The sequence below is a fragment of the Kribbella catacumbae DSM 19601 genome (assembly GCF_000372465.1).
GTDB lineage: Bacteria > Actinomycetota > Actinomycetes > Propionibacteriales > Kribbellaceae > Kribbella > Kribbella catacumbae.
In genome coordinates, this window is sequence record NZ_AQUZ01000001.1 from 303,742 (window position 1) to 325,216 (window position 21,475).

Sequence of the window (21,475 nt, forward strand, 5' to 3'; positions counted from 1 at the left end):
AGGGCGGAGACGGATGGTGGCTACTGCGGGACTTTCAGGTCAGCGGACGCTCGCGGGCCGCAGGTCGGTCCACGTCCGGTTGATGTAGTCCAGACACTGGGCCCGGCTGGTCCGGTCCAGCGCGACCTGCCAGCCGGCCGGCACCGCGGCGAACTCGGGCCACAGCGAGTACTGGTCCTCCTCGTTGCGCAGCACCAGGTAGCCGGCGGTGTCGTCCTCGAACGGGTTGGTGCTCACGGGTGTGCTCCCTCGGTGGTGACGGTTCGGGTGATCAGCTCGATGACCTGTTCGGGCACCTGCTCGGTGTAGAAGTGACCGCCGGGCAACTCCTCGACCGTGATGCCGGCGACTGTGTGCCGGGCCCACTCGGCCGCATCCCGGACACCGAACGTGTGGTCGTCCGAACCGGCCAGCACGGTGATCGGGCACTCCAGCCGGGCGCCCGGGTGGTACTCATAGGACTCCATCAACTGGAAGTCCGCCCGCAGCATCGGCATCGCCAGCTCGCGCAGCTCCGGGATGTCCAGCAGCCGGCCGCCGGCTCCACCGAGGTCGCGGATATAGGCCATCACCTCGTCCTCGGAGTCGAAGGTCAGTCCTAACCGGGTGGCCACGGCGGGCGCGGTCCGGGCGGAGGCGAACAGCCGCACCGGCCCGCGGCCGAGGAGTGACATCCGGCGCGCGGCCTCGAGCGCGACCGTCGCGCCCATGCTGTGGCCGAAGTACACGGTCGGGCCGTCGAGCCGCGGCAGCTCCGCGGCGATCCCCTCGACCAACTGGTCGAAGTTCGTCAGCGGCTCCTCGTGGAACCGGTCCTGACGGCCCGGGTACTGCACCGCGACCAGCTCGATCCGCTCGGGCAGCAGCGCCGCCCACTCGCGGTACGCGCTGGCGGCCCCGCCGGCGTGCGGGAAGCACACCAGCCGGAGCTCGGCCCCAGGGCGGGGCAGGTAGGTACGAAACCAGCTCACCGGTCAGACTCCGGCAGGGACCGGCCGGTACGCCTCGGCCATCGCGACGGCGATCTTGCGATCGCCGGTGAACGGCTCGCGGGCGTGGGCGGCCAGCATGTTGTCCACCAGCAGCAGGTCGTCCTGCTGCCAGTCGAACCGGGTCCACTCCTTGCGGTACACCGACCGCAGATGGTCCATCACGTCGTCGGGGATCTGGCCGCCGTCACCGTAGTACGTGTTGGTCGGCAGCTCGTCCTCGCCGAGGAAGGCCAGCAGCCCCTCACGGATCGAGGCCGGCAGGGTGGTGTTGTGGAAGAACGTGATGTGGTTGAACCAGACCGTCTCGCCGGTGCCGGGGTGCACATGGATCGGCTCCCGGACGGCCCTGGTGCGTAGCCCGCCATCGCCGATCCACTCGAACTTCAGGTCGTTCTGCGCGCAGTACGCCTCGACCTCGGCCCGGTTCTCGGTGTTGAACACGTGCTGCCAGGCGACCCCGAAGTCCTCGTGGAAGTTCCGCTCCACCATCCACTTGCGCCGGGCGAACTCCTCGCGGACTCCCCTGTCGATCGCGTCGTACACGCGCCGGATGTCGGCCAGCGGGGTCGCGCCCTGGGTCTGCGGGGCCTGGTCGCAGTAGAAGAAGAGCAGCCGCGGCCAGCCGGCCTGGTAGGAGTTCTCGTTGTGCAGGAAGATCTCCTCGGTCGGCGGGTAGTCGGTCGAGGTGTAGACGTTGCCCTTGATCGAGCGGCGCGGCGACGAGCGCTCGGCGTACTTCAGCGGCTCACCGGACAGGGCGCGAACGGCCGCCTCCATCCCTTCGACGCCGCCGACGCGGCAGTTGCGCAGCAGTACCGCGCCGTGCTCGGCCAGCAGGGTGCGGATCTGGGCGCCGTCGGCGGTGAACCGCTCGACGATGTCCGGGCCGGCGGAGCCGCCGTCGATCACGTGCGGCAGGGTGCGGTCAGTGCTCATGGGGTTGTCTCCTCGTCGTGGTTCGGGATCAGGCGGACATCGCGACCAGGACGCGCCGCTTACCCGTGAACGGCCGGCGGCCGTGGCCGACCAGCAGGTTGTCGATCAGCAGCACGTCTCCGGTGACCCACTCGACGTCGACCGCGGACTCCAGACCGCGGTCGCGGATCTGTACGGCCCACTCGTCCGGAATCGGCGAACCGTCCGCCAGCGTGACGGCCTGCGGCAGCTCCTCGGCAGGCATGATCTGGGCCAGCGCCTGGGCGGTCTCGTCGCCCAGCCCGGCCGGGTGCCACTGGTCGGCCTGGTTGAACCAGACCTCAGCATTGGTTTGCGGATGCTTGATCGTTGCCGGGCGCAACTGCACGATCCGCAGGCCGCCGTCCTCGCGCCACTCGACGCTCGCCTCGGACGCGGCCAGGAACCGTTCGACGTCGTCCCGGTCGGACGTCTCGAAGGTGTCCTGCCAGCTCTTGCCCAGGCCCATTCCGCCGTGCAGGTTCTGCAGGTACCGGACGCCGCCGGAGAAGGCGTCAATGAGCTCGTCGTCGAGCGCGTCCAGCCAGCGGGTGCCGTCCACCAGGGGCGTCGCGCCACCGGTCTCGGCCGCCAGCTGGCAGGAGAACATCAGCCGCGACGGATAGGCATGCGCGTAGGAAAGTTCGTTGTGCATCGAGATGGTGTACTCGGGCGGGTACTCGGTCGAGGTGTAGAGATTGTCGCCGACCTTGGTCCGCGGCGAGTTGCCGTGCACGTAGGCGAGCCGCCCGGGCAGCAACAGATCCATCACCGGCTCGAGGTGCGCCTCGTCCACTCCGAAGCCGCGGAACACCAGCGCCTTCTCGTCGACCAGCAGCTGGTCCAGATCGGTCCGGTCCCGCAGGTACCGGATCAGGCCGGCAGCAGTGGCCTCGACCCCCGCGTCGGTGGGCGTGACCACCAGCGGCCGCCACTCCTGTACTGCGCTCATCGCCGTTCCTCCCTGGGTAAGCTGCTCCGTCACCTGCCGACCACTCTCACGGCCCCGCCCATACTTTTTCCTTACTCCGCTTGCCGCTCGTGCGCCGGTACGCCGAAGCGGCGGGCGGCGAGGCCGGCCAGTACTGCGAGTGCCGCCATCGAGCCCGCTGCGCCGAGGACGGTCACGGAGGTTCCCCAGGCGCCGAGCAGGAGCCCACCGGTCAGTGGGCCGAGCGAATTCGCGCCCGACGTGATCAGCGCACCGACGCTGGCGGCGCGGCCCTGCATCTCCTCCGGAGTGATCCGGATCTGGTACACGCCGCCGACCACGTTCATCAGCCCGCCGGCCCAGCTCATCGCGGCGAAAACCGCCGCCAGCACCCACGGCTCGGAGAAGAAGGCGATCGACGGGATCAGCAGCATCCGCAGTACGAGCGTGCCGACGAACAACGTGCCCAACCCGAAACGTGCCATGAACCACGACCCGCACAACGCTCCGAGCAGTCCGCCGACGCCGGTGGCGACGCCGATCAGGCCGATCGTCGTGACGGCTCCCCCGCTCTCCTTGATGATCAGGATCATCGCGAGAGTCAGGACCTGGCTGATGATGTTCGTACCGGAGATCACCACCAGTGCGCTGCGCAGCAGCTTCTGGTCGCGCATCCAGCGCAGCCCCGCGACCAGTTCGCCGCCGAGACTCGCGCGCTTCCGGCGGCGTACCTGCTGAAAAGGGGTTCGGATCGCCAGCAGGGTGAGGATCGACAGCGCGTGCCCGATCACGGTGACGCAGAACGGCATCCACGACGCGAACGACAGCAGCACGGTCGAGATCGGCTGGCCGAGCAGCCCGGCCCCCTTGCTGCGGGCCTCGTTCTGCGACAGTGCGGCCGACAGATGCGACGGGTGGACGACGGCGCGGACGGCGGCCCGCTCACTGAGCTGGTAACAAACCGACGCGCTGCCCGCCAGGAAGGCGGCGATCAACAGATGTGGCAGTGTCAGCCGCCAGATCAGCAACGCCGCCAGCACACTGGCGATGGCGGTCAACCCGATCAGGTCCGAGCAGATCATCACCTTCTTGCGGTCCCACCGGTCCACCAGGACGCCGGCCGGGAGCTGGACCACCAGTTGCGGCAACAGCGCGGCGAAGCCGACCAGTCCGGCCCGCTCCGCCGAGCCGCCGTCGAAGATGACCAGCAGCGGCCAGGCGATCGAGCAGACCCGCATTCCGAGGATCGAGAACGCGGCGCCGGACCAGAGCAGCCCGAAGTCGCGGTTCCGCCACAACGGGGCCGGCCGGGGCTCGGTTTCAGCCGCGACGGTCACGCCACGATCCCCGGCCCGGTCGGAACCCTCAACCCGTGATCCCACGACGGCACCAGTCCAGTACGGCCATCGCGCCGTGCAGCTTGTTCTCCGCCTGGTCGAAGGCGATGCTCGCCGGACCGTCCAGCACCTCGGCGGTCACCTCCTCGCCGCGGTGGGCGGGAAGGTCGTGCAGGAACACGGCCTTCGGGTGGTCCTGCCACAGCGCCGCGGTCACCTGGAACGGCGCGAACACGTCCCGCCAGTTCGGGTCCGGCTTCGCCGTCCCGGTGGTCTGCCAGCGGGTGGTGTAGATCGCGTCGAGGTTCGGCGGCAGGTCGGCCATGTCGTGCCGCTCGACCAGTGTCGAACCGCAGCGTTCCGCATGGGCCGCCGCCCGCGCGGCGACGTCGGGGTCCAGCCCGTACCCGGCCGGAGTCCGCAGCTCGAGGTGCACCCCGGGGTACCGGGTGATGGCGAGCGCGATCGACGCGGCCGAGTTGTTGCCCTCCCCCACGTACAGAACCCGGAGTTGCTCGATCTTGCCGAACCGGCGTTGCAGCGTGACCAGGTCGGTGACCGCCTGGGTGGGATGTTCGACCGCGCTCATCGCGTTGATCACCGACATCCGGTCCTGCGACGCCCAGCCGCGCAGTTCGGCCGGGTCGCCGGAGGTCCGGGCGACCAGCACGTCGAGCATCCGGGAGAACACCTTGCCGGTGTCCTCGGTGGTCTCGCCGGTGTTGAGCTGCAGGTCGTCGGGACCGTAGGCGATGATCTGGGCGCCGAGCCGCAGCGCGCCCGCCGAGAACGCCGTCCGGGTCCGGGTCGAGGTCTTGCGGAAGTAGATGCCGGCGAGCTGCCCGGCCAGCGGCCGGTCCAGCACCGCCCGGCCGGACGAGAACTCGTCGCCGCGGCCGACGACGTACCGCAGGTCCTCGTCGGTCAGGTCGTCGGTCGAGATCAGGTGTCGAGCGGTCATCGGGGTCTCCTACCTAAGCGGAAGCCAGGCGGCCGGCCAGCCCCTGGGCGAGGTTCTTGCCTGCGGTGGCGTTCGCCAGCAGGACGAAGCCGTGTCCGGATGTGACCCGGCAGATGGTGCCGGCGTAGTAGCCGCGCGGCTCGCCGCCGTGGCCGAACTGGACGTCGTCCCCGTTCTGCTCGGCGGTCGCGCCGAGGCCGAAGGAGCCGTCACCGGATGGTGTCAGCATCTGCCGCGCGACGGCCTGCGACAGCAGCGCCCGCGGTCGGCCGAGGTACGAGCGCCGGATCTCCAGCGTGAGCGTGGCGAGATCCCCGGCGGTGGTCCAAAGCCCGCCGGACGCCGCATCGGCCCGAACCCGCCAGCCGCCGTCGAGGGAGCCGTCGGCAAGGTGGCCGAGGGCAACGGGTTGGCTCGCGGTGAACGGGAAGGCGGGATCGTAGCTGGAACCCGTCATCCCCAACGGGTCGAGCACGAGCCGTCGCGCCGCGGTGGCGAACGGTTTGCCAGTGACGTCCTCGATCACCTGTTGCAGCACGACGAAGTTGGCCCCTGCCTTGACGAAGGCCTCGCCCGGCGGTCGTTCGCAGCGGATCGGTTCGTTCGTGGCGGCTCCCCGCCCGTGCAGCAGGTCGAGGAGCGTGGGCACCGGCTGCCCTGGAGCGACCCCACCTCCGGGTGAGACGGTGAAGCCGGAGCGGTGCCCCAGCAACTGCCGAAGCGTCACCCTCGGCCGGCCGGGGACTTCCCAGCTGGTCAGGTACCGGTGGATGTCCTCGTCCAGCTCGAGCTGCCCGTCGTCGACCAGTTTCAGCGCGCCGACCGCGGTGACCAGCTTGCTCACCGACGCGACCGTGAACAGAGTGTCGGCCGTCACCGGCTCGGCGCTGTCGCCGGACAAGGTGCCGAAAGCACGGATCTCGGTCAGCTCGCCGTTATCCAGCAGTGCGACCACCGCACCCGGCACGCCGAGCTCATTCATTGCCTCAGGCAACATGTCGGCACCTGGCCCGTACCAGCCCACCGCTACGTCGCCGCGCTCCGCGGCGAGGGCGGCGTCCACCGCGAGCGCGAGATGGTCGAGCCGGTCGCTGTCGTAGTACATGAACAGCGACAGCGGCAGGCCCTTCGCCTTGGCCTTCGACACCGTCTTCACCAGCAGCATGGAGTAGCCGCCGAGCTCGAAGAACCGGTCCTGCCGGCCGACCCGCGGCAGATCGAGCAGCTTCGCCCAGATCTTGGCGAGAATGCGCTCGGTGTCGGTCCGCGGTGGTTCGAACGCCCGGTCGATCGCCTCGGCCGGTGTCTGGGTCAAGCCGGGGCGTTCGTCCGCGGGCAGCAGTTCGCAGGTGTCCCACCGGGCGTCCGGACTCGCCACGATCGCCTCGAGTGCCGTGCGGTACATCGACGCCAGCCGGTCGGCCGCCGTACGGTCGAGCGCGCGGGTGTTGGACCGCACGACCAGGTACCCAGGACCGGTCGCCACCGACAGCGGGAACTCCGTGGTTCCGCTGGCCACGCTGTCGTCCAGGCCCTCCATCCCGGACCCGTCGCCGCGAGCGGTCAAGGAGCTGTAGTCCTGGAAGCTGAAGAACACGTCCAGCAGGCGCCGTTCCTGGCTCAGCTCGCGCTGAATCACCGGCATCGGAAAGAACCGGTGCGGCCACAGGTCCCCCTCGGCGGCGAAAGTCCGCGTGACCAGCTCGCGCCAGCTGCCAGGCGCCCGCCGCATCGGTACCGGCAGCAAGTTCAGGTGCATGCCGTACACCCGCTCCGCGCCTTCGACGGCCGGACGGATGTGGCTGGTCAGCCCGCTGTGGAACTCCTGGTGCTCGGTCAGCGAGCTCAGGACGGCCAGATGCGCGGCGAACAACACGCTCTTCAGCGAGGCCTGCGCCAAGGTGGCGACTTCCCGCAGCCTGGGCTCCAGGTCGGCGTACGGCACCTCCACCCGGTACTGCGTCCGCTCGGCCGCGCCATCGCCACTCCAGCCCGCCGGGATGGTGAACTTCGGCAGCGCGGCGACGTCCGCCCAGTACGCCCGGTCCTCGGCGGATTCCAGCGCCGCGAGTTCACCGGCGATCGCGTCGGCGAAGCGTACCGGCGGCTGCTCCCACGGCTGCTGCGGCAGGTCGTCACGGAACCGGCCGTAGTAGTCGAGCAGTTCCATCACCAAGGCGTGATGGCTCCAACCCTCGAGGATCACATGGTTCTGCGTGACAGTGGCCTGCCAGCTGTGATCGTCGAGCTTGTGCACGGCGAAGCGCAGCAGCGGCGGCGTCCGGTGATCGAAGTGAGTTGCCTGCTCCTCGGACTGGAAGCCCGCCAGGGCCTGCCGCTGGATCTCCGGCGGCAAGCCGGACAGGTCGACCACTGTCAGCGGCACCTCCGCCGAAGCATGAACCACCTGCATCGGGACCGAGTACGTCTCCAGGTCCACACCGGTCCGCAGTACTTCGTGCCGCTCGATCAGCAAGGCGAGCGCCTGCCGGAGAGCCTCGACGGACAAGGGCTTCTGGTCCGTCAGGCGAGTCGAGACGACGTTGTGATAGCTCCGCGGAACCTCGGTCGAGAGCAGTTCGACCATCATCCCGGTCTGCGCTTCTGACAACGGGTACGCGTCGGACACGCCGGCCGGCAGCAAGGCCCGGTCGTCGGAGCCGATCAGAGCGAACGGCTGCACCGAAGTCACCGCGGCGGCGACCGGACGGCCGGTCAGCCTCTCGGCCAGTGCGGCCACCGTGCGCAGCTCGAAAACGTCTTTCACGCCCGCGTCGAGTCCGGCCCGGCGCAGCCCGCCGACCACCGAGACGGCGCTGATCGAGTCACCGCCGAGGTCGAAGAAGCTGTCGAAGGCGCCAACTCGGTCGACCGCCAGCGCCCTGCGCCAGACCGCTGCGATCTGCTGCTCCACAGCGGTCCGCGGGACGACGTACTCGGTCTGGACAGCTGTGTACTCCGGGGCCGGCAGTGCCGCGCGATTGAGCTTGCCGCTGGCGGTCAGGGGCAGTGCGGCCAGCTCGACGAAGGCCGAGGGGACCATGTACTCCGGCAGCCACCCGGCCACCGCGTCGCGGAGCTCGTCCAGTTTCACCGGCTCGGACGGGACGACGTACGCGACCAGCTTCTTGTCGCCAGGGCGGTCCTCCCTGGCGATCACGGTGGCGTGCCCGACGGCCTGATGCCGCAGGATGGTGGTCTCCACCTCGCCGAGTTCGATCCGGTAACCGTGGATCTTCACCTGGTCGTCGGCCCGGCCCGGGCAGGTCAGCGTGCCGTCGGGGTTCCAGGCGGCCAGGTCACCAGTGCGGTACATGCGCTCGCCGGGTGGTCCCCACGGGCAGGCGACGAAAGCGGCCGCCGACAGGTCCGGCCGGTTGTGGTAGCCGCGGGCGACCTGCGGCCCGGCGACGTACAACTCGCCGATGATGCCGACCGGTGCCGGCTGCAGGTTGCCGTCCAGCACGTAGATTCGCAGGTTCGTCACCGGACGGCCGATCGTGACCGGACCGTCCGGCAGCGCATCGCCGGGCTGGTAGCTGAGTGCGGTGACCGCGACGGTGGTCTCGGTCGGACCGTACTCGTTGATCAGGGCAACATCGGGGTGGGCCGACCGCCAGGCCTGCGCCACCTCGCCCAGCAACGGCTCTCCACCCGTCATCAGTTGAAGCGACGGCGACCATTCAGGCGCCAGCTCTGTCAGCAGAGTGAGGTGGCTGGGCGTCACCTTGACGAAGGCAGGCTTGGTCAGGGGCGCTTCCTCGGTGCCGTCCAGGGCGCCCAGGATGACCGTGCCGCCAAGGGTCAGCGGACCCCAGAGCGCGTTCACCGTCAGGTCGAACGACGCCGACGAGTGCAGCAACGAGGACGTGGCCAGCCCTTCACAGTTCTCCGCACACCAAGCCAGGTAGTTGGCCACCTGGCGGTGCTCCAGTACCGCGCCCTTCGGCCGGCCGGTCGAGCCCGAGGTGTAGATGGTGTAGATCGCGTTCTCCCGGCGCAGCGGCACGGAGCGGTCCGCGTCGGTCACCGGTCCACCAGCCTGGTCAGCCGCCGTCTCGTCGTCCAGGACGAGCAGGGGCACCTCCCCCACCGGTAGGTGGTCCAGCAGGTCGGCGGCCGTCAGCAGCAGGACCGGATCCGAGTCGGTGAGGACGAAGCCGACTCGATCGACCGGGTTCTCCGGATCGATCGGCACATAGGCTCCGCCCGCCTTCACCACCGCGAGCAGCGCGACGATCAGCTCGACGGATCGCGGCAGCGCGACGGCGACCCGCGACTCGGGGCCGACGCCCTTCGCGATCAGCAGCCTGGCCAGGCGGTTCGCCCGCTGGTCCAGTTCGGCATAGGTCAACTCGATGCCTTCGGCAAGTACTGCGGTCTGCCCGGGCGTCCTGGCCACCGACTCGGCGATCAGGTCCGGCAGCAGTGCAGGCAGGCCGGCACGCACCGGCCCGTCGGCGAACTGCCGCAGTACCTGGTCCACCTCGCCGGCCGGCAGGTGCGAAAGCCGGGCGTCGCCCTCGGGGTCGGACGCCATCGCCTCCAGCACCGACCGGTACATCCCGGCCAGCCGCTCAGCGTTGTCCTTGCCGATCACCCGCGAATCGGCCGTCAGGATCATGTAGCCGCCCCGGGACGACACGGTCAGCGGTACTTCGGTAATGCTCTCGTTCTGCAGGCTGGTACGACGTGACGCCACCACCGGCAGGTCGTCGAGCGACTCGTAGGTCTCACCGGCGTACGGGTCGATCAGGTCGTCGTCGAGCTGCCGGAAGTCCTGGTAGTTGAAGAAGACGTTGATCAGCCGGCGCCCCGCGTCCCGCTGGATCTGCGGCATCGGGTAGCGCCGGTGAGGCCACAGCTCCAGCTCGCGGGCGAAGGTCTGCTCGACCAGCTCCCGCCACGTCCGCGCACCCCTCTCGACCGCGAACGGCAGCGTGTTCAGGTACATGCCATGCACCTTGTCGGCCCCGGCTGCCTCGGGCCGGGCGTCGCAGACGAGACCGGTGGTGAAGGCTGTCTCCGCGCTCAGCAGGCTCATCACCTTGACGTGTGCCGCCAGCATCACGGACTTGAGCGACGCGTCGGCCGCGGCAGCGAGCGCCCGCAGGCCATCCTCGAGGTCGATCGCCCGCGCACCGGCGTACAGGGCGTGCGGTTCGCCGTCCTCACCCCAGCCGGCCGGCAGCTCGCCAGCCGGGTAACCGGTCGCGATGTCCAGCCAGTACGCCTTGTCTTCGGCCGAGGCCAGCGATTCCAGTTCGCCCGCGATGAAGTCGGCGTACCGGACCTTCGGTACGACGTACGCCTCCGGCTGCTGGCCCGTCCGGATCGCGCGGTAGGTCGTGACCAGCTCCATCAGCAACGAGTGGTAGCTCCAGCCCTCCGACACGGCGTGGCACTCGGTGCTGGTGAGCCACCACGAGTCGGTCTGGTCGGTCGTGTGCACGTGGAAGCGCAGCAGTGCGGGTGCCGACAGGTCGAACGGCCGTGACCGCTCGGCCGCACGATAGGCACGCAGCGCTTCGTCGACGTCGGCATCACCAAGCTGGGTGACCCCAACCGGCATCGCAGCCGACGAGTGGACCAGCTGCAGGGGACGCGAGTACTCGCCCAGGTCGATCGAGGTGCGCAAGTTCTCGTGCCGCTCGACCAGCAGAGCGGCGGCGGCCTGCAGGGCAGCCAGCTCGAACGGCTCGTCGTCGAGGATCCGGTGCGAGGTCGTGTTGTGGTAGTGCGCCTCCTCGGCGCCGGCCAGCATCTCGGCCACCATGCCGGTCTGCGCCTGCGACAACGGGTACGCGTCGGTGACACCGGCCGGCAGCGCGCCGCGATCCTCGGCGGAGATCAGCGCGAACGGCGCGACGAAGGTCTCCTCGCGCACCTCACGGCCGGTCAGCTTCTCGGCCAGCGCGGCCACGGTCCGGTACTCGAAGACGTCCCACACCGCCACGTCCACACCGGTCTCGCGCAGCGCGCCGACCACGGCGACCGCGCTCAGCGAGTCGCCGCCGAGCTCGAAGAAGCTCGTGTGGACGTCGATCTCGGTCCGCCCCAGCACCTTCGCCCAGACCGCGGCCAACTGCTCCTCGGTGGTGGTCCGTGCCGTCACGGTTCGGTCGGCAGCCACGACCGCGATCCCTGGTTCGGGCAGTGCCCGCAGGTCTGTCTTGCCGTTCTCGGTCAGCGGAATCGCGTCCAGGCCGACGATCGCCGACGGCACCATGTACTCCGGCAGCCACTCCTGCAGCTGGGCACGCAATCCGGCCTGGTCGAGTTCACCAGCCGTGACGACGTACGCGACCAGCCGCTTGTCGCCGTTGGCGGTGTCGCGCGCGACGACGATCGCCTGGCTGACCGCGGGGTGGCGCAGCAGCGTGCTCTCGATCTCGCCGAGCTCGATCCGGTACCCGTGGATCTTCACCTGGTTGTCCACCCGGCTCGGGCAGGTCAGCGTGCCGTCCACGTCCCAGGCGGCCAGGTCGCCGGTGCGGTACATCCGCTCCCCCGGCAGCCACGGGCAGGCGACGTACTTCGCGGCGGTCAGGTCCGGCCGGTTCAGGTAGCCGCGGGTGACGCAGTCGCCGGCGACGTACAGTTCGCCGACCACACCGACGGGCGTGGGACGCAGGAACGCGTCCAGTACGAAGATGCTGGAGTTCGGCATCGGCTTGCCGATCGGCAGACCGCCCGACGGCAGTGCGTCGTCCGGCTCGATCCGCAGCGCCGTGCAGCCGACCGTGGTCTCGGTCGGACCGTACTCGTTGATCACGGTGACGCCCGGGTGCCTGGCCCGCCACGCATCGACCGACTCGCCGGTCAGCGCCTCACCGCCGGTCATCAGTACGCCGGTCGGCGAGAACTCGTCCGGCAGCTCGACCAGGAAGGGCAGATGGCTCGGGGTCACCTTGACGAACGTCGGCGCCACCTCCGGCGCAGCCTGGCTACCGTCCAGCGCGCCGATCACCACGTGACCGCCGAGGACCAACGGCCCCCACAGCGCGTTGACCGTCAGGTCGAACGACACGGAGGAGTGCAGCAGCGACGAGCCGGCCAGCCCGTCGTACTCGCCGGCGCACCAGGCCAGGTACCCGGACAGCTGCCGGTGCTCGACCACGACGCCCTTCGGCTGGCCCGTCGACCCCGAGGTGTAGATCAGGTACGCCGGGTTGCCGGGACCGGCCGTGATCCCCAGCTCGGTGTCCGGGTAGCTCGCGAACCTGGCCGGGTAGTCCACCGCGACGGCAGGTGCGGTCGTTGCCGGGAGCCCCTGAGTCGCCGAGCCCGAGACCAGGATCAGCTCCGGGTCGGAGTCCTCGAGAATGTAGGCGTTGCGTTCGGCCGGGTACTCCGGATCGATCGGCACGTACGCCGCGCCGGCCTTCAATACGGCCAGAACGGCGACTACCAGGTCGGCCGAGCGGGGAATCGCGACGGCCACCCGGGACTCCGGCCGGACGCCCTCGTCCACCAGGAATCTGGCCAGCCGGTTGGCCCGCGCGTTCAGTTCGCCGTACGTCAGCCGGGTCGTGCCGTCCACGATCGCGACCGCGTTCGGGGCCCGGCGGGCGACCTGCTCGTGCACCGGCGGGGTCAGCTCCAGCTCGCCACCGGTGGCGAAGACGTCGGTGAGCTCGATGAGCTCGGCCGGGCCGAACATCTCCAGGGCCGACTGCGGCCGGTCGGGTTCGGCGACGCCCTCGGCCAGCAGCCGGACGAAGTGCCCGGACAGGCGGCGCGCGGTGGACTCGTCGAAGAGCGCGGTCGCGTAAGTCAGTACGCCGTCCAGGGCGCCGTCCAGCGTCTCGGTGAGCTTCAGGTTCAGATCGAACTTGGCCACGGTGAAGCCGGTCGGCACCGGCTCGGCCACCAGCTCACCCAGCGCGAACGCGTCGGGCTGCGCCTGCCGCACGACGAACGCCACCTGGAACAACGGCGAGCGCGACATGTCCCGCTCCGGCTGCAACTCGTCCACCAGCTTGGCGAACGGCACAGTCTGGTGATCGTGGGCGTCCAGGACTCGGGCATGGGTCTGGCGGACCAGATCGGCAAACGTGGGGTCGCCGGTCCAGCGGGTGCGGATCACCAGGCTGTTGATGCCGTAGCCGATCAGTCGCTGCAGCTCGGGCCGGGTCCGGCCGGAGACAACGGTGCCCACGGCAACGTCCTGTTCACCGGTGTACCTCGTCAGCATCAGCTGGTACGCCGTCAGCATCACCACGAACGGCGTCGTGTCGAACTTCCCGGCCAGGGCCCGTACCTGGTCCGCGAGACCGTCCGGCAACACGAAGGGCAGATCCGCGCCGGAGTTGCTCCGAACGGCCGACCGGGGCCGATCCGTCGGCAGCTCGACAGGGCGGACTCCCGCCAACTGCTCCCGCCACCAGTCCAGCTCTCCCGCGAGATCCTGACCGCGCTGCCAGGCGGCGAAGTCGGCGTACTGTAGGGGTAGTTCTTCCAGCGACGGGGTCACTCCGGCCGAGTGCGCGCCGTACAGCTCGCTCAGCTCCGCTGACAGCAACTCGGTCGACCACGCGTCACCTGCGATGTGGTGCAGTACAACGATCAGCAGTTGATCGTCGGCCGCCACGCGAACCAGCGTCGCCCGGGCGGGCCACTCGTGTTCCAGGTCGAAGCCAGTGCTCGTCTGCTCACGCAGAACCTCCGCGAGCGCTGCCTCGGGAGACGGTCCGTCGCCGAGCTCGATGACCCGCAGGTCGTTGCCCCGCCCCTGATCGATCGTAGGGTCGACGATCTGGACCGGCTCGCCGTCGCGGAGTTCGTACCGGGTGCGGAGGATCTCGTGCCGCGCCAGCAGCTCAGCCCACGACCGGCGCAGCGCGTCGAGGTCGAGCCGACCGCGCATCCGCAGCGCGGCGGGCAGCAGGTACTCCGAGCTGCCGGTGTCCAGCCGGTTCAGGAACCACATCTGCTGCTGGCCGAAAGACAGCGGCAGCGGCTTGCTCCGGTCCGCGGGGGCGATCGCCGATCGCCGGCCTCCCAGCGCCCCCGCCAGCCTGCGGCGCAGCAGTTCTTCCCGGGCGTCAGTGGTGGACACTAGTTCTCCTCAGCGGTGGCGGCGAGGATCTCGCCGTCGGACAGTGCGTCGATCTCCGCGCGGATGTGCGCCTCGACCGCGGCCGCCAGTCCGGCGACCGTCGGGGCCTCGAAGACGGCCCGCACCGGCAGGTCGATCTCGAAGGCGTTCTGCAGCCGCGCGATCAGCCGGATCGCCAGGATCGAGTTGCCGCCGCTGCGGAAGAAGTTCGCCTCGGTGCCGACGTCCTGGCCGAGCAGCTCGGTCCAGATCTCGGCGATCCGCTCCTCGACCACAGTGGCCGGTGCGACCGGCTCCGCGGTACCGGCGCCCTCCGGTGCCGGCAGCGCGGACCGATCGAGCTTCCCGTTGGGGTTCAGCGGGAGCCGGTCCAAGGGGACGAAAGCAGCCGGCACCAGGTAGCCGGGGAGCTGCCGCGCCGCGTGCTCGGTGAGGTCGGACTCGGTTGCCCCGCCTACGTAGTACGCCACGAGCCGCAGGGCGCCGGGCCGGTCCTCCCGGGCAACCACCACGACATCGGTGACACCCGAGTGACCGGCCAGCACGACCTGGATCTCCTCTGGTTCGATCCGGTAGCCGTGGATCTTCACCTGGTGGTCGACCCGGCCGATGAACTCGACGATGCCGTCGGCGCGGCGCCGGACGAGGTCTCCGGTCCGGTAGAGCCGGCCGGTGCCGAACGGGTTGGGGACGAAACGCTCGGCGGTCAGCTCCGGCCGGTTGACATAGCCGCGAGCCACGCCGGTACCGCCGACGTACAGCTCGCCCACCACGCCGACCGGGACCGGCTCACGCTGAGGATCGAGCACGTACATCGTCAGGTTCGGCAACGGCAGACCGATCGGCAGTACGTCGGACTGCTCGTCAGCCGGCACCGGATAGATCGAGGTGCCGACGGAAGCCTCAGTCGGGCCGTACTCGTTGACGATCCGGCTCTCCGGCGCCAGCTCGCGCCACGCCTCCAACACCCGGCGAGTGAATGGCTCACCCGCGACCACCAGCACCCCAGCCAGGTCCCGCGCCTGGTCAGCGGTCAGCTGAGTGGCCAGGATCTCCAGGTGTGACGGCGTCAGCTTCACGAAGCTGTACGGCGCCTGTGCAGCCAACGCCTTGCCGAGGTCAGCCAGGTCCAGGTCCGCGGGCATCAGGTGCACGGTCTGGCCGGTCAGCAGCGGCGCCCACAGGTTCGGTACGCCGAGGTCGAAGGCGACCGACGAGAGCACCGGCGCGCCCCCGGTCCCCGCTCCGGCAAGCTCGCGGGCTGCCCAATCGAGATGGTTCACCAGGCCGCGATGCGGCACCGCCACGCCCTTCGGCTGTCCCGTGCTGCCGGAGGTGTAGATGACGTAAGCCAGCGCATCGAGGTCCGGCGCGACTGCAGGTGACTCGACCGGACGAGCAGCGATCAGGTCCGCGTGCTCGTCGACCAGCACGGCGTCCCGTGCGGTGGTGAGGCCGGTTCGACTGATGATGGCCTTCGCGTTCGCATCCTTGTGCAGCAGCGCGATCCGCTCGGCCGGCGTGTCTGGATCGACCGGCAGATAGGCGGCTCCGGCCTTCCACGCGGCCAGCATCGCCGTCGGCAACCACGGACCGCGGTCCAGCAGGACGACGACCACGTCGCCCTTCGCCACCTCGTTGGCGCGCAGATGATTGGCGAGCCTGTTCGCGTTCGCGTCCAGCTCCCGGTACGACAAGGTCCCGGCATCCGAGTTCACCGCGACGGCATCCGGCGTCGCCTCGGCCTGCTGCTCGAACCGCTCCAGGACCGTCTTGGCGGGCACCTCGACAGCCGTCTGGTTCCAGCCTTCGATCAGCTGCTGCCGGTCTTCCGTGCTGAGCAGGCCGGCGATGCCGAGCGTCGTCGACGGCTCTGCCGCCAGCGTGCCGAGCAGGCGGACGAACGCGGCCGTGAGGCGCTCGACCGTTGCGTGGCCGAACAGTGTGGTCGCGTACTCCATTGCCCCCAGCAACGATCCGTCGGCGAGCCGGCGCAGGTTCAGGGTGAGGTCGGTCTTGGCGACCTGGAGCGCGGCCTGGATGGCCGCAAGGTCCTGCTGAGTGCCTTCGGAGCCGGAGAAGCCCTCGCCATGGAAGTCGAAGGCCGCCTGGTAGAGCGGGGTCCGGGACAGGTCGCGGTCCGGCGCCAGCTCGTCGACCAGCCGGTCGAACGGCAGTCCCGCGTGGGCGAACGCGTCCGCGCAGACCGACCGGGTCAGCTTCAGCGCGTCGTCGAAGGTCAGGCCCTCGTCCAGCCGGCAGCGCAGTACCACTGTGTTGAGGAAGAAGCCGACCAGGTTCTCCAGCTGCCCGAGGTCGCGGCCGGCTACCGGTGCGCCGATCGCGACGTCCCAGGTGCCGGTGAACCGGGCCAGCACTGTGGCGTAGGCGGCCAGCAACGTGCTGAACGGCGTACAACCGTGCCGGCGCCCGAGCTGGTCCAACTTCGCGGTGAGCTCGGCGGAAACAGTGAAGGTCACCATCGCGCCGTGCGGATCGCGGACCGCCGGCCGCGCCTTGTCGGTCGGCAGCTCGAGCGGCACGATCCCGTCCAGGGTGGCGCGCCAGTGGTCGAGTTCCTGGCGGACGAAGTCCTCGCTCAGGGTTCGCTGCTGCCAGGCGGCGTAGTCGGCGTACTGAACCTCCAGCGGATCCAGTTCGTCGCCGGCCAGCAGCCGGGTGAGGTCCTTGGCGATCACGGCGGCGGACCAGCCATCGGTGGCGATGTGGTGGATGGCCAGCGTCAGCACCTGCTCGGTACTGCTCCGCGTCAGCAACGCCCGTAGTACCGGGCCGTTCTGCAGATCGAAGCCGTCGCCGAGGTGCTCGGTCAGTATTGCGGCCAGCTGGCCGTCCTCGATGTCGGCCACCCGTACGTCGACCGCGGCTGCCGGATCGATCACCTGGACCGGCTCGCCGTCGACCACCTGGTACCGGGTGCGGAGTGTCTCGTGGCGCGCGACGAGCGCGTCGAGTGCACGCCGTACCGCGCTCAATTCAGTTGCTTGAGGCAACCGAAGGAACGTCGGGGCGACCCACTCACTGCTGTTCTTGTCCAGCTGCTCCATGAACCACAGCCGCCGTTGCCCTGCCGACAACGGGAGCTTCCCACCGCGATCGACGGGCGACAGGCCGGTGCCCTCGTCCAGCACGCCGGTGATCAGTTCGGCCTGTGCCTCGACCGTCGTGGCCCGCAGCAGGCCGCGCAGCTGGATCTCCTGACCCGCGGTGGCCCGGAGCTGGTTCGCCAGCCGGGTCAAGGTGAGCGACGTCCCGCCGAGCTCGAAGAAGCTGTCGTGGACCCCGATCTTCTCGACACCGAGCAACTGCTGCCAGATGTCCGCGACCAGCCGCTCGGTCGTGGTGCGCGGGGCGACGTACTCCTTGCCGACCAGGCTGGACGGGTCGGGCAGTGCCTGCCGGTCCACCTTGCCGTGAGGGGTGAGCGGGAACTCGTCGACCGTGACGAAGACCGTGGGCACGTGCGTTTCCGGCAGGCGGTCCAGGAGATGGTCGCGCAGACCTTCGGTGGCAGCGGCCTGCACGTAACCGACCAGCTGCGCCGTACCGTCGGGGCGGGTTCTGGCTGCGACGACGGCGGCCCGGACGTCCGGGTGCGAGGTCAGCGCCGCCTCGATCTCACCGGGCTCCAGCCGTACGCCGTTCACCTTGACCTGGTCGTCCGCGCGACCGACGTACTCCAGATTGCCGTCCTCGCGCCAGCGCACCAGGTCGCCGGTCCGGTACAGCCGCCAGCCGTCCTTGCCGAACGGGTCCGGGACGAACCGCTCGGCGGTCAGCCCAGGCCGGTTCAGGTAGCCGCGGGCCACGCCTACGCCACCGGCGTACAGCTCACCCGTCGCACCGATCGGAGCCGGCGAGCCGGTGTTCGGGTCGAGGACCAGCACCCGCATGCCCTTGATCGGGCGGCCGATCGGCACCGGGCCGGTCAGTTGCTCGGGGTCGAACCGGAACGCGGTCACGTCGATCGAGCATTCGGTCGGTCCATAGGTGTTCCACAGTTCGACGTCGGTGCACTTGAGCAGCCGTTGCGCCAGCTCCGCACGCAGCGGCTCACCCGCGCAGGACACCAGCCGCAGTGATCCGCTCGCGTCCCAACCGGGTTCGTCGACCAGCAGACGCAGTACGGACGGCACCACTTGCAGCACCGTGATGCCCTGCTCGATGACCGCTGCCAGCAACGCCTTCGCGTCGCTCTCGCAATCCTTCGGGGCCAGCACCACCGTGCCGCCGCTGATCAGTGGGCCGAAGAACTCCCAGACCACCGCGTCGAAGGTGATCCGCGTCTTCTGCAGCACCCGGTCCTGCTCGGTCAGGCGCTGCGCATCCACCGCCCACCGGACGCGATTGGTGATCCCTGCATGGGTCACGGCGACGCCCTTCGGCGTACCGGTGCTGCCGGAGGTGTACATCACGTACGCGAGCGACTCGGGCTGCGGCTCGGTCACCGGCGCGATGGGCCGGCCGGCGATCTCCGCTCGCAACTGCGCCGGTACGACGACCTTGGCACCTGCGGCCTCGACCAGGCCGGACAGAGACCGCTCGGCGATCACCACGTGCGCGCCGGTATCACCGATCAGCCACTGCAGCCGGGTCGGTGGGTAGGCAGGGTCGAGGGTGACGAAGGCGGCACCGGTTCGCCAGATCGCGAGCAGGCTGACCACCAGGTCGAGACCGCGATCCAGCGCGACACCGATCACCGTCTCCGGTCCCGCGCCTTCCTCGAGCAGCAGGTGGGCCAGGCGACCGGCGTCGGCGTCCAGTTCGGCGTACGTGAGCCGGCGGCCACCGTCGACGACGGCCAGCGCGTCCGGTGACGTAGCTGCCCGCTCGGCTACGAGGGCAGGGATCAGGGAGTGCTCGGCAGTCATGGCAGTGGTCTCCTGGCGTTTCCGGTTCAGGCGGGCGGAGGTGGTGGATCGGGTCAGGTGAGCGAGCGGCGGAGGCTCAGCGGGCGCAGGTCGGTCCAGACGGCGTCGATGTGCTCCAGGCAGATCGCCCGGCTGCCCTCGAACCCGACCGGCTGCCAGCCCTTCGGCAGGGGCTTGCCGGCCGCCAGGATCGAGTACTGCTCTTCACTGTTGCGGACCACCAGGTAGCCCGGCTCTTCAGTTGCTTCAGGCATCTTCTGCTCCACTTGTCGCGGTCGGCTGTCAGGACGGGACGAAGCCGTCGAAGGTGGCACCCAGGCCGCGCTGCTCAGCCACGACCCGGACGTGGCCGGCGAGCGCCATGTCCAGGACACCGAGCCCGAACGGCGAGTAGACGACGAGCTCGTCCGGCCTCCGCTCGAGCTTCACGGTGCCGCGCAGCAACGCACCGATCGGCGCGTCGATGAACTCGCGACCACCCGTCTGCTGCTCCGCCAGGAACAGTGACGTGCCTTCCCGGCAGACATGGTCGGCATCGTCCACAACGTTGCGGGCAGCAACGATTGCGTCGGCGTACAGGTCCCGCAGCGAGATGTGCAGTACCACGGTGCCGGGCCGGCAGGCCGACAGGCCGGTGTGCGGCTCGATCGCCGTCGTGGCGAAGCTGACCAGCGGTTGCGCCGCCAGCGCAGCGTCGAGCGTGCCGGCCGGCTGTGCCGAGACCTGTTTGATCTCCTGGCACTTCGCGATGAACGACTCGGCCCGGGACCGGTCGGTGTCGAAGACGGTCAACTGCTCGATGCTCGGCAGTGCGACGGTCAGGAAGCGGAAGATCTCCAGGTTGATCACGCCGGCGCCGATCAGGGCAACGCCGGCAGGCGGTTCGGCAACCAGTTCCTGCGCCGCCACGGCAGCACTGGCCGCGGTCCGCCGGGCGGAGATCTGCGAGCCCTCGATCAGCGCCTCGGGATGACCGGTGTCCAGTGAGTTCAGCAAGATGGCGGCACTTGCCCGCTCCAGCCCGCGCTCGACGTTGCCGGGGAACGAGGCGATCCACTTCATTCCCGCGACCGGCCGGTCGCCACCCGCGAAGGCCGGCAGGCCGATGATGCGGTTGCGGTGGTCACCGGGGAACCGGAGGAAGACCGAGTGCGGCACGGCGGACCGGCCCTCGTCGTGCAGCCGGTACGCCGACCGGACCACCTCGAGGGTCTCCGCCTCCTGGCCGGACAGGACCTGCTGGACGTCCTTGTGACCAAGGATGATCATACTGGGATGCTCATTTCAAAAGGTTCCTTCCACAGATGGGACACATCACCGAAAGTGCGCCGGACCCAGGCGTCGGAGTACACCGTGTCGACATAGCGGTCCCCTCCGTCGGGGAAGATCAGCACCACGTTCGAGCCGGCCGGGATCCCGGCGGACAACTTCTCCAGCGCCGCCAGCGTCGCGCCCGACGAGCCACCGGCGAGAATCGCCTCGGTCATCAGCAGCCGGCGGCAGGCCGCCACTGCCTCCAGGTCCGAGACGTGCACGACCTCGTCGACCAGCGACAGGTCGGCCAGCGCCGGCCGTACCGACGCGCCGTGCCCGGGCAGCAACCGTGGCGCGGGCGAGCCACCGAAGATGACGCTGCCGACGGCGTCGACGCCAACCACCCTGGTCGACATCCCCTGCTGCCGGACGTGGTCCACGCAGCCCCGCAGGGTGCCGAACGTGCTCACCGACGCGAAGAGGTAGTCGACCCGGCCGTGCAGGGCCTCCTCGATCTCGCGCATCGTCTCCAGGTGCGCGCGGGGGTTCATCGGGTTGGCGTACTGGTTCGGCCAGTACGCCTCGGGAATCGTGGCGGCCAGTTCCCGGACCCGGCGCTGCCGGGCCGCCAGCAGGCCGCCGGTGGCATCGGGTTCGGTCACCACCTCGAGCTCGACTTTGAACGCGTCGAGGATGGCGAGATTCCGCTCGGTCGTGTTCGCGTCCACCACACAGATGAAGCGCAGACCGTAGTACCGGCAGATCTGCGCCAGCCCGATCGCGAGGTTGCCCGAGCTCGACTCGACCACCACCGACCGGCCCGGCACCAGCTCGCCGGAGACCAGCGCCGCCTGCACCATGCCGGCCGCGGTCCTGTCCTTGATGCTGCCGCTGGGGTTGAACCGCTCCAGCTTCGCGAAGACCCGCGAGTCGAAACCGGCGAACAACTTCCCCAGCTGGACCAGAGGAGTGTCACCGATGCTCTCGAGAATGCTCGGGAGCACTTGTCGCGCCATCTCCGCCACCACCCAGCCTTCGTTCGCCGATGAGCCACCCCGACCCTCGCCCCCATCGCCATACCGGCCCTATACAG

Annotated in this window: 11 protein-coding genes; all 11 read right to left on the reverse strand. The window is 69.7% G+C overall.

Translation table 11 applies throughout. The features are described from left to right. Positions 1-39: 39 nt before the first annotated feature. The 11 genes from A3ES_RS0101370 to sbnA all read right to left on the reverse strand — a co-directional run bounded on the left by A3ES_RS0101370 (position 40) and on the right by sbnA (position 21,398). Positions 40-237 carry an MbtH family protein gene (locus A3ES_RS0101370; protein WP_020384973.1) on the reverse strand — a complete coding sequence of 66 codons (198 nt, stop codon included), beginning with the start codon at positions 235-237 and terminating at the stop codon, positions 40-42. After that, positions 234-971, reverse strand: a complete 738-nt coding sequence (locus A3ES_RS0101375; RefSeq protein ID WP_020384974.1) for a thioesterase II family protein — start codon at positions 969-971, stop codon at positions 234-236. The genes A3ES_RS0101370 and A3ES_RS0101375 overlap by 4 nt, the downstream gene beginning before the upstream one ends. A gap of 3 nt (positions 972-974) precedes the next feature. Next, the gene (locus tag A3ES_RS0101380) at positions 975-1,928 is read right to left on the reverse strand and encodes a TauD/TfdA family dioxygenase (RefSeq protein ID WP_020384975.1); all 954 of its coding nucleotides are present in this window, start codon (positions 1,926-1,928) and stop codon (positions 975-977) included. A gap of 28 nt (positions 1,929-1,956) precedes the next feature. Further along, a complete protein-coding gene (locus tag A3ES_RS0101385) occupies positions 1,957-2,898 on the reverse strand; it encodes a TauD/TfdA family dioxygenase (RefSeq protein ID WP_020384976.1) in 942 nt (313 codons plus the stop codon). Between the two features lie 71 nt (positions 2,899-2,969). Further along, the gene (locus tag A3ES_RS0101390) at positions 2,970-4,214 is read right to left on the reverse strand and encodes an MFS transporter (protein ID WP_020384977.1); all 1,245 of its coding nucleotides are present in this window, start codon (positions 4,212-4,214) and stop codon (positions 2,970-2,972) included. Positions 4,215-4,242: 28 nt separating this feature from the next. Next, complete coding sequence (locus A3ES_RS0101395) at positions 4,243-5,175, reverse strand: ornithine carbamoyltransferase (protein ID WP_020384978.1); 933 nt, start codon at positions 5,173-5,175, stop codon at positions 4,243-4,245. Between the two features lie 13 nt (positions 5,176-5,188). Beyond that, positions 5,189-14,236, reverse strand: coding sequence for a non-ribosomal peptide synthetase (locus A3ES_RS45830; RefSeq protein WP_020384979.1), 9,048 nt, complete (start codon positions 14,234-14,236; stop codon positions 5,189-5,191). After that, the gene (locus tag A3ES_RS0101405) at positions 14,236-19,128 is read right to left on the reverse strand and encodes a non-ribosomal peptide synthetase (RefSeq protein ID WP_020384980.1); all 4,893 of its coding nucleotides are present in this window, start codon (positions 19,126-19,128) and stop codon (positions 14,236-14,238) included. The genes A3ES_RS45830 and A3ES_RS0101405 overlap by 1 nt, the downstream gene beginning before the upstream one ends. Positions 19,129-19,181: 53 nt before the next feature. Further along, on the reverse strand, positions 19,182-19,382 hold the full coding sequence (locus tag A3ES_RS0101410; protein WP_020384981.1) for an MbtH family protein: 201 nt from the start codon (positions 19,380-19,382) through the stop codon (positions 19,182-19,184). A 28-nt stretch (positions 19,383-19,410) separates the two neighbouring features. Continuing rightward, positions 19,411-20,397: a 2,3-diaminopropionate biosynthesis protein SbnB gene (sbnB, locus tag A3ES_RS0101415; RefSeq protein WP_020384982.1), complete on the reverse strand. Its 987-nt coding sequence runs from the start codon at positions 20,395-20,397 to the stop codon at positions 19,411-19,413. Continuing rightward, entirely contained in the window at positions 20,394-21,398 is a 1,005-nt protein-coding gene (sbnA, locus tag A3ES_RS0101420; RefSeq protein ID WP_040453804.1) for a 2,3-diaminopropionate biosynthesis protein SbnA, read from the reverse strand. The genes sbnB and sbnA overlap by 4 nt, the downstream gene beginning before the upstream one ends. Positions 21,399-21,475 lie beyond the last annotated feature (77 nt).

Excerpts from the sequence above, each read along its gene's own strand:
- A3ES_RS0101380 (WP_020384975.1), bottom strand. The coding sequence starts at position 1,928 with ATGAGCACTGACCGCACCCTGCCGCACGTGATCGACGGCGGCTCCGCC.
- A3ES_RS0101385 (WP_020384976.1), bottom strand. The coding sequence starts at position 2,898 with ATGAGCGCAGTACAGGAGTGGCGGCCGCTGGTGGTCACGCCCACCGAC.
- A3ES_RS0101395 (WP_020384978.1), bottom strand. The coding sequence starts at position 5,175 with ATGACCGCTCGACACCTGATCTCGACCGACGACCTGACCGACGAGGAC.
- A3ES_RS0101405 (WP_020384980.1), bottom strand. The coding sequence starts at position 19,128 with ATGACTGCCGAGCACTCCCTGATCCCTGCCCTCGTAGCCGAGCGGGCA.
- A3ES_RS0101410 (WP_020384981.1), bottom strand. The coding sequence starts at position 19,382 with ATGCCTGAAGCAACTGAAGAGCCGGGCTACCTGGTGGTCCGCAACAGT.
- sbnB (WP_020384982.1), bottom strand. The coding sequence starts at position 20,397 with ATGATCATCCTTGGTCACAAGGACGTCCAGCAGGTCCTGTCCGGCCAG.
- sbnA (WP_040453804.1), bottom strand. The coding sequence starts at position 21,398 with ATGGCGCGACAAGTGCTCCCGAGCATTCTCGAGAGCATCGGTGACACT.